The organism is Chryseobacterium sp. CT-SW4, from assembly GCF_048572715.1.
In the GTDB taxonomy this organism is placed as follows: domain Bacteria; phylum Bacteroidota; class Bacteroidia; order Flavobacteriales; family Weeksellaceae; genus Chryseobacterium.
In genome coordinates, this window is the sequence record NZ_CP183840.1 from 1,481,992 (window position 1) to 1,495,297 (window position 13,306).

12 protein-coding genes are annotated in these 13,306 nt (G+C 35.0%); 7 read left to right on the forward strand and 5 right to left on the reverse strand.

Translation table 11 applies throughout. The features are described from left to right. Positions 1-10: 10 nt before the first annotated feature. Positions 11-1,279, reverse strand: coding sequence for a phage integrase SAM-like domain-containing protein (locus ABJ974_RS06630; protein WP_419870598.1), 1,269 nt, complete (start codon positions 1,277-1,279; stop codon positions 11-13). A gap of 497 nt (positions 1,280-1,776) precedes the next feature. Here ABJ974_RS06630 and ABJ974_RS06635 point away from each other — a divergent pair, with 497 nt between their 5' ends. The 5 genes from ABJ974_RS06635 to ABJ974_RS06655 all read left to right on the forward strand — a co-directional run bounded on the left by ABJ974_RS06635 (position 1,777) and on the right by ABJ974_RS06655 (position 5,494). Continuing rightward, positions 1,777-3,132 (forward strand): hypothetical protein, encoded by a 1,356-nt coding sequence (locus ABJ974_RS06635; RefSeq protein WP_419870599.1) that lies wholly within the window; start codon positions 1,777-1,779, stop codon positions 3,130-3,132. 16 nt (positions 3,133-3,148) lie between these two features. Beyond that, on the forward strand, positions 3,149-3,724 hold the full coding sequence (locus ABJ974_RS06640) for a DUF6705 family protein (protein WP_419870600.1): 576 nt from the start codon (positions 3,149-3,151) through the stop codon (positions 3,722-3,724). Between the two features lie 33 nt (positions 3,725-3,757). After that, positions 3,758-4,333 (forward strand): DUF6705 family protein, encoded by a 576-nt coding sequence (locus ABJ974_RS06645; protein WP_419870601.1) that lies wholly within the window; start codon positions 3,758-3,760, stop codon positions 4,331-4,333. 33 nt (positions 4,334-4,366) lie between these two features. Further along, positions 4,367-4,807, forward strand: a complete 441-nt coding sequence (locus tag ABJ974_RS06650) for a DUF6705 family protein (RefSeq protein WP_419870602.1) — start codon at positions 4,367-4,369, stop codon at positions 4,805-4,807. Positions 4,808-4,948: 141 nt separating this feature from the next. Continuing rightward, positions 4,949-5,494: a DUF6705 family protein gene (locus ABJ974_RS06655; protein WP_419870603.1), complete on the forward strand. Its 546-nt coding sequence runs from the start codon at positions 4,949-4,951 to the stop codon at positions 5,492-5,494. A 54-nt stretch (positions 5,495-5,548) separates the two neighbouring features. Here ABJ974_RS06655 and ABJ974_RS06660 read toward each other — a convergent pair whose 3' ends face one another. Next, positions 5,549-6,073 (reverse strand): hypothetical protein, encoded by a 525-nt coding sequence (locus ABJ974_RS06660; RefSeq protein ID WP_419870604.1) that lies wholly within the window; start codon positions 6,071-6,073, stop codon positions 5,549-5,551. A gap of 19 nt (positions 6,074-6,092) precedes the next feature. Then, complete coding sequence (locus tag ABJ974_RS06665; RefSeq protein ID WP_419870605.1) at positions 6,093-7,865, reverse strand: SdrD B-like domain-containing protein; 1,773 nt, start codon at positions 7,863-7,865, stop codon at positions 6,093-6,095. A 399-nt stretch (positions 7,866-8,264) separates the two neighbouring features. Here ABJ974_RS06665 and ABJ974_RS06670 point away from each other — a divergent pair, with 399 nt between their 5' ends. Then, positions 8,265-8,441 carry a histone H1 gene (locus ABJ974_RS06670; RefSeq protein ID WP_039369265.1) on the forward strand — a complete coding sequence of 59 codons (177 nt, stop codon included), beginning with the start codon at positions 8,265-8,267 and terminating at the stop codon, positions 8,439-8,441. Between the two features lie 199 nt (positions 8,442-8,640). Next, the gene (locus tag ABJ974_RS06675; protein ID WP_419870606.1) at positions 8,641-10,212 is read left to right on the forward strand and encodes a M20/M25/M40 family metallo-hydrolase; all 1,572 of its coding nucleotides are present in this window, start codon (positions 8,641-8,643) and stop codon (positions 10,210-10,212) included. A 33-nt stretch (positions 10,213-10,245) separates the two neighbouring features. On the opposite strand, the gene ABJ974_RS06680 is transcribed toward ABJ974_RS06675, so the two are convergent. After that, positions 10,246-10,635: a nuclear transport factor 2 family protein gene (locus ABJ974_RS06680; RefSeq protein ID WP_419870607.1), complete on the reverse strand. Its 390-nt coding sequence runs from the start codon at positions 10,633-10,635 to the stop codon at positions 10,246-10,248. 44 nt (positions 10,636-10,679) lie between these two features. Continuing rightward, the gene (locus tag ABJ974_RS06685; RefSeq protein WP_419870608.1) at positions 10,680-12,803 is read right to left on the reverse strand and encodes a Tex family protein; all 2,124 of its coding nucleotides are present in this window, start codon (positions 12,801-12,803) and stop codon (positions 10,680-10,682) included. Positions 12,804-13,306: the final 503 nt, after the last annotated feature.

Below are 13,306 nucleotides of genomic sequence, written 5' to 3' on the forward strand. Positions count from 1 at the left end.
ACGTAAGTTATTAAAATCCAATTTTAGCAAAGCTATTTGCTGTTCTCACCGCCATTTCTTTCTCTGTTTTGCCGATATACACTAAAAATTGCTTCTCAGTTGAATGACCTGTCATATACATAATATCTGCCGTAGGTATTAGAGTGTGAAAATTAGTTGCGAAACTTCTTCTTCCGATATGGCTTGCTACAAGTTCATATTTTGGATAATCTCCTAAAACTCCTCTTTTGGTTTTATCTTCCAAGACCTGAGACTTAAGACCGTAAACAATTTCCGAGATTTTAGCATTTTTGCACACAATTTTTATATACTTGTTAAATTTGACATCAGAAATTTTTCTCGGAAATTTTCCATTTCTTTTATCCAATATATTCTGTACCTCTTTAAGCAAAGGAATCTGCATCAGCTTTCCTGTTTTTTCCTGTTTAAATTCTATAAATTTTATGTCTTTATCTTCCACAATCATAGATTTTTCAAATCGCAGAAAATCACTCACTCTTTGACCCGTAAAACAGGCTATCAGCAGCCAATCTCTTGCATTGTCAAGATAATCATGTGGTTGTGCAGATTTTTTTATACTTTCTAATTCTTCAAAATTTAAGTAAATATGCTTCGGCTTATCCTTTTTAAATTTACTTAAACCCAATTTCCATTCTTTTGTATGTGGATGGGTTTCAATATCGTAATTACTTGCAAATTTTGAAATAACTTTAATATCTCTTAATTTACTATATATTGTTTCGTGTTTGTAATTTATATTCAAACAATATTTTTCAAAATCGTCTTTGAAATAATTATCAAGATTTTTAAATTCAATTATGGGAACTCTTTTATTATGGTTACAGTAATCAGTAAGCATTGTTTTAAGGACTTTAATTTTATAATTGGTTCTTACTGCTATTGTACTTTTGTTGAGTTCTAAGTAAGTATCTATAAATTCAATGAGATTTGAAGAATATATAGATTTTACTTTCGGTTTAAATATTTCGTCAAGACAAGATTGTAGCCATATTTTATAATTTAAAATGCTGTTTTGGTCGGAATATTTTTGCAGTACATGTGATTCAATTTTAGAAAGCTTTGTATTAATTGATTCGGTGTCAGTATCAAACATTTTTTTTGATGCTATTTTACATTTGCCATTTTTCCATTCATCGGGAAGGCATTTTAACTCTGATACTGCAAGTCTTACATCAAGGTCTTTATCTCTAAGCCTAATGCAAATATTACTTGGTTTGTTTTTAACGGTACTTCTAAGGAAAAAAGATACTTTAGCCATAAATTATAAATTTTATAGTGTTGCAATTTACTAAATGTGCGCCCAAATTTGTGCCCAAATTTTGAAAGCTATTTAAATTAAGTTGAATTTAAAATAATTAAAACCTCTAAAAATATGGCATTCATAGAGGTTTTTAAGTTTTAAGAAGTTGAAGCAAATTAATTGAGTGTAGTCCTTCTGCGGTCACAAATCGCCCTATTAAGGGCGATTTTTTTATTTTACCCCCGAAAACACCAACACCCCCAAAACATAGAATTTAAAATTAATTTCGTGGAATATCATTGATGGTAATGCATGTATTTAATGATACGAAATTACATGAATATAAAACAAAGTGGGGAAATAAAAGCACCTTTTACTCTATTTACAATAAAACCAATGTTATAAAGATATTTTTATTTAGTATTACGGGAATCCGTAATTTTTAATCAATTAATTTTCACATATTTGGGATATAATAAATTTATATTATATTTAACACATAAAAACTAACAAACATGAGGAAAAAAATTATTCCCTGGTTATTCCCCGTAGCCATATCTTTATTTACATTTCATTCCTGTAGCTCAGAAGATGACTATTTTAAAAGTCAGGATGAAAAATACACTTCTAACAAGTTTCAGGTATTTTCTGAACAAAATGGAAGAACGGTAGATTATGCAGACGGTTTTAAAACCCTGATGGAAAGATACGACAGTCTTTATAGTGTCAGCTATACGGCAAAGACTATGAAAAGGTCTTTTAGTAAGTCGGAAACCATTTCAGACGGGTACATAGAATTTAATATTCGATCTCAGGAATTTACTACTGATAACAAAGAAAAGTATGTCCTTTTTCCTTTAATTAAGAATTATCAGGTTTCAGGTATAATGGTTGCTAGCCTAAGAGAAGATGAAACCATAGTTGAGTATTATGAAATGTCTCAGGATGAAAAGAACTATCAGGAAATATTGAACCTATTTAAGGCACAGTATGTAAAAACTGCTGTAAATAAAAGGTTAAGCAAGTCTGCATGTGGTTTTGATGGTTATCCTCCCTGCGATATTGATACGGTAATTATTACAGTTCCAAAAACAGGTGGCAACGGCAACGGTTTACCGTCTGGGGGAAGCGGTGGAACTTCGGGAGGCTGTTCCATTTATGAAAACTGTATAGATAATAACCTTGGTGGAGGGGGAGGTGGAGCTCCGGAACTTAACCTTAATCCATGTATGGTTATGAAAATAAGGACTGGAAATTCAACCTTTAAAGATAATATTACCGCCTTGGAAAATAAAACAGGAGATAGCTATGAGAGTGGCTTTAGGATTAGTAATACTGGCGAAAATCAAATTTTACAAAATGCCCCGGGAAGTAGTACTGTAAATATGTCAGTATTTCCCAATACCATTGCTTTAATGCATTCCCATTATGACGGTCTTTATCCAATCTTTTCTCCCGGAGATATTATGTTTTTTAATCAGTGGATTGTTTGGGCTCAGGAATACAATAATAATCCTTCTACTAATCCTAAAATCCCTATCAATGAACTTGTGTTTACAATAGTTACTAGTTGGGGAAATTATTCATTTACCTTTGATGGTTCTTCTGCAACTGCTTTTCCTAATTATACAGAAGCTCAATTAAAAAAAGTGAATGATAACTATATGTATGATTATTTAGATAATGCGAAGAGTGTGGGGAATGTAAGTGGAAATGTTAGCTATGACATGGGAAAATTAGAAAAAGAATTTCTTAAATTTATGGGTAAACATTTAAATATTCCAAATGCTAAGTTATTTAGAAATTCATCAAGTGGAAATACCCAGCTTAGCTTGGTAAACGGGAAAATTACAGAATCAAAATGTCCTTAAAATCAAATACTTTATTATGAAAAACTTATTTTTAATTATACTTACAATTTTTTCTTTTTGTTTAAAAGCTCAAGAATACCCTCTCAATACTAGCCCATCTGATATACCAGATAATGCTTATTTAAAAGACATGAATAATGAATTGGATAAGTACGTTGGTTTATGGAAAGGAACATGGAATGGTAAAACACTTTATATTCAATTCAAAAAGGTAAAAGATTATTCTTCTATACCTGGAGATACACATCCATATTATAAAGATAGAATCTTTGGAGAAAGAAAAATTATTGCAGCAGATGGAACAGTAGAAATTGACAGAATTACTAATTTTGATAATAGTAATCCAGAATTTAGTGGAATTGGTAACAGTACAAGAAATGCTAATTGGAAAAGACTTAGTTTTTACCCTGAAAACATGTGTGGGAAATGGGGTGTTTTAGATATTACAAGTTTTACAGGCACTCAAATGACTTTGCATTTTGAATACATGCCTAGTTTTTATAAAGAGGATTGTATTCATAATGCTTATGTAGCTCAACATGGAGATTTCCCTATTAATTTTCCAAAAGATATTGTATTAACTAAGCAGTAAGGATCATCTCTTATGCCAGTAAAAATTACCACTATGAGAAATGTGATTCTAATTATACTTACAATTTTTTCTTTTTGTTTAAAAGCCCAGGAATACCCTCTCAATACAAACCCGTCTGATATACCTAATAATGCATATTTAAAAGATATGAATAATGAACTGGATAAATATGTTGGCTTATGGAAAGGAAATTGGGATGGAAAAACATTATATGTTCAATTGAAAAAAATGAAATATTATTTTTCAATACCCGGAGATAATCACCCTTATTATAGTGATGTGATTTTTGGAGAAAGAAAAATAATAGCATCTAATGGGACAATTGAAATAGATAGAATTACAAATTTTGGTGATCAAGGGGCTGAAATCAGAGGGGTACTTCCAAGCACGAAAAATAGTAACTGGAAAAGATTTCATTTCTCTCCCAAAAATATGTGTGGAAAGTGGGGTGTTTTAGATATTACCAGTTTTACAGGCACTCAAATGACTTTGCATTTTGAATACATGCCTAGTATTTATAAAGAGGATTGTATACATAACGCTTATGTCACACAACATGGAGATTTCCCTATTAATTTTCCAAAAGATATTGTATTAACTAAGCAGTAAGGATCATCTCTTATGCCCGTAAAAATTACCACTATGAGAAATGTGATTCTAATTATACTTACAATTTTTTCTTTTTGTTTAAAAGCTCAAGAATACCCTCTCAATACTAGCCCGTCTGATATACCAGATAATGCTTATTTGAAAGATATGAATAATGAACTGGATAAATATGTTGGTTTATGGAAAGGGACTTGGAATAATAAAACGATTTATATTCAATTAAAAAAAATAAAACATTATTCTTCTATTCCAGGAGATACACACCCTTACTATGTAGATGATATATTTGGTGAAAGAAAAATAATTGCATCAGATGGTACTATAGAAATAGATAGAATTACTAATTTTAATAATCAATCTCCTGAAATATTTGGTATGTCAAGAAGTTTAAAAAATGGAAATTGGAAACGTCTATATTTTTATCCTGAAAATATGTGTGGTAAATCTGCAACTTTAGATATTACCAGTTTTTGAATACATGCCAAGTATTTATAAAGAAGATTGTATACATAACGCTTATGTCACACAGCATGGAGATTTCCCTATTAATTTTCCAAAAGATATTGTATTAACTAAGCAGTAAGGATCATTTCTTATGCCCGTAAAATTACCACTATGAGAAATGTGATTCTAATTATACTTACAATTTTTTCTTTTTGTTTAAAAGCTCAAGAATACCCTCTCAATACTAGCCCGTCTGATATACCAGATAATGCTTATTTGAAAGATATGAATAATGAATTAGATAAATATGTTGGAACTTGGAAGGGGGTTCGTGACGGAAAGACTTATGAATTTAACTTCATTAAAAAAGAAAATGTAGGAGAAAATATAAAATGGGATAAATTACTTGGCAGACTAAAAATAACCACTGCGAGTGGCATTTTAGAATATGATAATTTTAATAAAACAGATTCAGAATTAGAATTGAAGTTCTTTGGTGATAATTTTCAAAAAGATTTAAAAGCTTATTTATTGTACTTTTCCGGAGATCAAATTAATTGTATTGATTACGGTTATACTTACTTGAGAATACAATCAGAAACCCCCAATAATATGAGCATACTGTTTTTACCACTTTATGATATAACAACTGACAATTGTAGTAATTTTAAAACTACATTGCCAAGTGAAAAACTTATACATTTGACAAAGCAATAAATAAATGCTCCAAATAAGGAGCATTTTTATTTTAAAATTTATCTGTGCATAAAACTACTTCCAGTAACTCCAGTTCTCCCCGTCAAAAACAGCCAGCGACTGGCTCACCGTATCATAACATATCATTCCCGGATAAGGATTGGGAACATTGATATGTGGATTTTCGATTTTAGGAAGAACCATTGCTTTTGCGGGATCTTCAAGTACCAAAATACCGCTTGCAGTAGAAGATTGATCTCCTAGTATAACACCATTTCCTTTTTCCGTTTCATTATTCACGATTAAAGCACTCGTATCTCCTGCATCTGAAAGTTCCAGCCATGCGCTGTTTTCATACACTTTAATCTTTTGATCTGTCTGGTCCAGTATAAATGTTCCGGGAGCTGGTGTACCTACGGTTTCTACCACGGTAGCGGAGGTAACGGCAGGAATAATAATACCTTCAGTATTATCGGTATTGTCATAGAAATCCAGCAATGTGCTGTTTCCGTTTACTGAAGTTTTCCCGATGGAAACCTGCGCGTTGAATCCATTAAAAAATAAAAGGAAAGTGACACAGAAATATATATGATTTTTCATAGTTTCATTATTAAAATTATTATTCATTACAGCTTCTTTCAATACAATGCCATGCGGTGCCGTTGTAGAGTTTGACGCAATTGGCAGCAATATCATAAATCAGCATTCCCTCCTTAGGATCGGTGATAGCTGTTTCATCACTTACCCGGGTGATAACCAAACCTTTATTATGAGACTCTAAAACTATTTGCCCGTTCGGAACATTTTGTGGCCATCCCGGTGCTTTTGTGGTAAGCGATGTAATACCGAATCGGGAAGGAGTTCCACCGGACGTGATCAAAGGTGCTTTTGTACAGTAATCTACCACTTCGGCATCTATGCTGGCTACATTACTCAGCAGTCCTGCCATATCTCTGATGGTGTAATATACGGTAGTCGTATTTCCAAGGAATGAAGTTTCAGGAGTAAAAATAGCATTATAGGAAGAATCCAGGGACCAGGTTCCTTCTCCGGGAACGGTAAACTCTATGATTTCTCCCGAAGTGTCATAGCTGATATTGGTAGCACCTGCCGGTAGATTTACATAATGTACCGTAGAAGAAACCACATTTCCGGAATTGGGATCCACATCATTCTGAGAAATATTTTTGGAAATGGTGGCTCCGGAATAAGCGGCATTGATTATATCATCAATAGCTACGGGAGGTTCATTAAGACCAAAATTAACTTGTGAATAAGAAGTAGAGGCAGTAATGGTTCCTGAAATGCTGTCACTTGTATTTCCGAGTGCATTCCCTACCACATAAAAATTAGGAGGTAGGATAACCTGTCCTGTATAATCTCCGGGATTCAGATTGTTGAAGAAATAAGCTCCGGCAAAATCGGTAGTGGTGCTTTCGATCTGTATTCCGTTTTGGAATAATCTTACTTCGACACCTTCCATACCGTTTCCATCAGGAGTTCCGGCATTGTTATCGTTGAATATAAAACCGGCAACATTTTGCTTGATGGTAAAAGATTCGGTGTTATAGGCAGTAAACGCCGGATCACTGCTTCCGGAGAATATCTGAATAAAGTGCTCTATATCTGAAATATTGAGATCTGTTAAGCCGAAATCACTCCAGTCGAATGCCAACAGGCGCATTTCCCTGCTTCCTTGTAAGCCGGGTACATAAGCAGCTGTGGAAGCATTGTAAAACTTCCAGGAAGCTTCTCCCACCACACTTACATTATTAAATATTATATCAACGCTGTTACCCACCGTATTACCGTTAATATCCTCAAATTCAAAAATATCAGGTGATCCCGAAGGCTGCCCCATTTGCGTAATGATGATATCGGGGATTCCGTCACCGATGGAAGCGGGATTGATAGATACCACATCATATTCAACATCCGAAGATGGAGGAGGGTTAAAAATAGCAGTTCCCATGTCCAGACCTCTGACCCCGTCTGATAAATAAATTTCCATATTGTTCACTACCGGAATCGGAGCGGAAGAACTTCCGGGATAGCCTCCATACATATTACCGACGCCGATGTAAGTATCATTGGTAGGATCCGGTAATTTATTGACAGGAACGGATTGAAAGGTCAGTGGAGTATAAGTGGCCAGTGAGCCGCTTACTAAAGGATCATTAACACCGGTGGTATAATAGGTCCCTTTCCATTCAAAAGCCAATAAATTATGGCTGTTATCAGGCCTTACTGAACTGATGTTCCCAACAGATGAATTCCAAACGGAATTGGTTCCGTTATTATAATCCGTATAAACAGAAGTAATTTCATTGGATTGAGAAAATACAGCCACAGAAAAACAAAGGCTGAAGAGGGTAAAATAAATTTTTTTCATATTCATTATTATGTATAATGAAATCAAAATTACAACTTATATTTTATTTTGATTAAATATTTTTAATTAAATTTAATTTATTATGTATTAAATTATTGTATATATAGTTATATGTTTTAAAAGTTAATATTTTTATTAAGGATAAGAGTATATGTTTTTATTCTATAAATACTTGGAGAGTGCTTTATAACAATTGAAATAGTTATTTTGATAGCTACTTCTACTATAAATTATGTTAAATCAGATACTTAATTAAAATCAGAAAAATGAATATTCTGAAGTAGGGAATTAGATTCCTGTTTAATCACATGATTTTTGCCATAACAATCAAAAATAGTAAAGGGGATGTTAGGGCGTATGTGCCATAAACACTATATTTGCAGCTTAAATTTTTAACAAATGAAAGAACTAATTGAAAAAATCAACGCAGAATTTGAAACTTTCACTACTGAAGCAAACCAACAAGCTGAAAAAGGAAACAAAGCAGCTGGAACAAGAGCTCGTAAAGCAGCTTTGGAATTAAGTAAATTGTTTAAAGATTTCAGAAAAGTTTCTGTGGAAGAATCAAAAAAATAACAACCCTGAACCGACTACTAGAAGTCGGTTTTTTTTATCTCGGTTATGGAAATCTTATAGATCAGTCCGTATACATTTTTCTTTCTTTTTCCATCATTAAAGCTATTTGTTTTTAATAGTTATTATATGATTCATATTCTATTTTTCTGTTCTAATTTTTATTAAAATCTTTTTATCTTTAGCGTAATTAATAATAATTATGAAGATAAATAAACTTTTTTCAATACCGGTACTGGTATTGACCATTCAATTTTCATGGGCACAGGGACCTTCCGGTTCAAAGGAAAATCTCCATCCGGTAGTGGAAAACTTTGTCAGTGAAGTCAATAGCAGTTCTCAGCTTGAAGATATGGCGCATGAGCTTTTAGACGGTATTGGACCACGTCTGGTAGGAAGTCCGGAAATGCTGGCATCTAATGAATGGGCTGCCGGTAAGCTGCGAGGTTGGGGAATTGATGCGCAGCTTCAGCAGTTTGGTACCTGGAAAGGATGGCAAAGAGGAATTACCCATGTAGATATGACCTATCCAAGACTGAAATCACTGTCGGCTACTCAGCTGGCATGGAGTCCGTCTACCCGAAAACCCATAGAAGCAGAAGTGATCATCCTTCCAAAAGCATCATCTAAAGCCGAATTTGATCAATGGCTTCCTTCCGTAAAAGGTAAAGTGGTATTAATGGCGCAATACCAGAAAACAGGTCGTTCGGATGTACAGATCAAAGAATTTGCAACACCGGAATTATATGAAAAACTTAAAGCAGAAAAAGAGCAGGATTCAAAAGACTTTAGAGATTATATAAAGAACATAGGTTACGATAATAATACTCTTCCCGAAGCCCTTGAAAAGGCGGGAGCTGCCGGAATAGCCATTTCAAACTGGACCGGAATTATGGGAGCAAACCGGATTTTTGGGGCAAAGACGATGAATATTCCCATGATAGATATCGGACTGGAAGATTATGGAATGCTTTTTAGGCTGGCGGAAAAAGGAGTACATCCCAAAATTAAGATCGACGCCCAATCTAAAAAACTTCCGGAAGCAAAAACCTTTAATACCATCGGGATGATAAAAGGAAAAGAAAAACCCGATGAATATGTTATTCTTTCCGCACACCTTGATTCCTGGGACGGAGCGCAGGGGGCGACGGATAACGGAACGGGAGTTATTACCATGTTGGAAACCATGAGAATTCTTAAAAAATATTATCCCGATAATAAAAGGACGATCATTGTAGGACTTTGGGGAAGTGAAGAACAGGGGTTAAACGGTTCCAGAGGATTTGTAGCAGATAATCCGGAGATTATAAAAGGAGTGCAGGCAGTATTTAACCAGGATAACGGAACCGGCAGGGTAGTCAATATCAGTGGACAGGGATTTGTAAAATCTTATGATTATATTGGTAAATGGCTGAGTGCAGTTCCTAAAAAAGTGAGGGAACATATTAAAACCGATTTTCCCGGAATGCCCGGAGGAGGTGGGTCGGATCATGCCTCATTTGTAGCGGCCGGTGTACCCGGATTTTCTTTAAGCTCGCTGAACTGGGATTATTTTGGGTACACATGGCATACCACAAAAGATACCTATGATAAAATTGTTTTTGATGAAGTAAAAAATAATGTGATCCTTACAGCCACTCTTGCGTATATGGCCTCCGAAGATCCGGAAACCACCAGCAGGGAAAAGAGAGTGATGCCTCGGGATGAAAAAGGAAATCCGGTAAAATGGCCGGAGATGAAAGAACCGAGAAGAAGCTCCAAAGATTATAAATAAAATGAAAGCTATCCGTTTTGGATAGCTTTTTTATTACATGGTATCGGTCACTGTTTTACTGTCTACAAACTGTTCAAAGGAAATGATCTTACCGTCTTTGAGCTTCCAGAGATGGGCAACTCTTGCGTTGAGCGGCTTGTTAGTTTCCTTATTGATGCCCGTGTAGTTTCCGTAGGCAACGACCTGATCTCCATCTGCAACATAATTTTCAGGGGTGAATTTGTAGTCGATCCACTCAGTTGCCAATCTGTAAAATACATTTTTAGCAATCTCTTCAAAACCTGTGAAAGTCCCTGCCAGCGGAAATCCTGCAGCTTCGGTCCATTGCGCATCAGGAGCAAGATATTTTTCAAGGTTCCTGCTGTTTTCTTCTGAAGTTTTACCTTCGTAAGTACTTTTAATAATTTCCAGATGAGTCATCATATTTTTAGGTAAAGATAAAAATAATCTTATTTCAATGCTTCTTACTATAAAATCATGCTGAGCTGGATTCTTTTTCTACCTTCATCCACTTCAGTTACTTTCACTTGGACATGCTGATGAAGTTTTACCACTTCATTGACATCGGAAACAAAGCCGTCCTTAAGCTGCGAAATATGAACCAGCCCGCTTTCTTTGATGCCCAGGTCCACAAAACATCCGAAAGCTGTAATATTGTTAACGATTCCCGGCAGAACCATTCCCGGCTTTACATCTTTAATGCTTTTTACATTCGGATCAAATTCAAATATTTTAGCCGCTTTTCTTGGATCTAATCCGGGTTTTTCCAGCTCCTTTACAATATCTTTAATACCCAGGATTCCAATTTCTTCCGTAATATATTTTTCAGGCTGAATTAAAGTGATTTTTTCTTTATTGGCAATCAGTTCATGAGTTTTAATTCCTAAATCTTTCGCCATTTTTTCTACGATTCCATAGGCTTCCGGATGTACTGCAGAATTATCCAGAGGATTTTTACCCTGTGCAATCCGAATAAATGCCGCCGCCTGCTGAAAAGCTTTTTCTCCCAGACGCGGTACTTTTTTAAGCTGTTTTCTGTCTTCAAAAGCACCGTTCTCAGCACGGTAGTTCACTATGTTCTCAGCCATTTTTTCTCCGATCCCGGAAACATAGCTTAATAAAGATTTGCTGGCGGTATTTAAATTAATTCCTACCGAGTTTACACATTTCATAACGGTGGAATCCAATTCGTTTTTCAGTAAGGTTTGATCTACATCGTGCTGATACTGCCCTACACCAATAGATTTAGCATCAATTTTTACAAGTTCTGCCAAAGGATCGGCAAGTCTTCTTCCGATAGAAACTGCACCCCTTACCGTAACATCATAATTTGGAAATTCTTCCCTTGCTATTTTACTGGCAGAATATACCGAAGCCCCCGCTTCTGAAACCACAAAAACCTGCAAAGGTTTATCAAAGGCTATTTTTTTAATAAAAAATTCCGTTTCCCTGCTTGCTGTTCCGTTTCCGATGGAAATAGCTTCTATATTGTAGGCGTTCACCATCGAACGGATTTTTTTCATAGCCATCCCTGTTTCATTCTGTGGGGCATGAGGATAGATCGTCTCATTATGAAGTAGATCCCCTTTTTCATCAAGGCATACTACTTTGCAGCCGCTTTTATATCCGGGATCAATGGCGAGGATTCTCTTCTCACCCAACGGAGGTGCCAGCAACAACTGGCTCAGGTTATCGGAAAATATTTCAATGGCTTTCTGATCTGCTTTTTCTTTGGCTTCCTGTAAGGCTTCATTGGAAATAGCAGGTTCCAGCAGCCGTTTATAGCTGTCTTTTATAGCCAGTGCAATCTGTTCGGAACATTCATTGTTGGATTTGATGATGGCTTTTTCAATAAATTCAATAGCTTCGTCTTTATCGATTCCCACATTGGTTTTTACAAAACCTTCCGTTTCAGCTCTCAGCATGGCCAACAGCCTGTGAGAAGGGATTCTGCTTAAACTTTCTTCCCATTCGAAATACTGGCTGTATTTTTGAGCATCTTCCTCTTCTTTTTTAGCTTTTACAGCCTTGGAGGTTATAAGTGCCTTACGCTGAAAGATCCGGCGAAGGTTTTTGCGGACATACATATTTTCATTGATCCATTCCGCCATGATATCCCTGGCTCCCTGTAAAGCCTCCTCTTCGCTGGCAATCTGTTCATTAAGATATCTGGAAGCGGTGGAGTACAGGTCGTGACTTTTCTGGCTCATGATAATTTTGGCCAAAGTTTCCAGTCCTTTTTCTTTGGCAGCATCAGCTTTGGTCTTTTTGCGCTTCTTGAAAGGAAGGTATAGATCTTCCAGCTCCTGGATATCAAAGCTTTCCTCAATTCTTTGTCGGAGTTCGGGATTGAGTGCATTTTGCTCTTCGATAGATTTTAATATCGTTTCCTTACGCTTAATAATCTCTTCAAACTGTTTGTTCAGTTTTGCAATATGCTCGATCTGTGTTTCGTCCAGATTTCCGGTCATATCCTTACGGTAACGGGATATAAAGGGAATGGTGCAGTCTTCGGATAATAGCTGAAGAGTATTGTTAATGCTTCTTGAAGGTAAATCGATCTGTTTCTGTATAAAATCTAAAGTCGTCATTGTTTTTTCTTGGGAGGGCAAAAATAGTGTTTTTGAAATGAAAAAAGGCGAGTTGCCCCGCCTTGAATGTTTTCACAACGGAATAATCCTTATTGTGAATTGCTTTCAAATTTGATCCAAAGGTACTCAAGATATTTTATTATGCAATACGGGAAACCGTAAAAATGATAATTTATTATTAAAATATCAGATATTTCCTATTTTATAAAAAACAAAGCAATACACAACCAACTCTACATGTAATAAAATCTTAAAATAGAGTATAGTTTAAAAGATGATATTGTTATTAGATGTTGGAAATCTAACAAGTTAAGTTTGGACCTTAACAAAATAAACTCGTCAGTTTGTTTACAATATCATATTTGCAAATCTAATAATAAAATTTTAAATTTGCAATATATGTAGAGTTGAAAAATAATATGATTATAATTGTAGAAGTTTTAAATTAAAAATGTACGGGAAACCGTAAAAATGATAATTTATTTCTTTTTAAATTTATACTT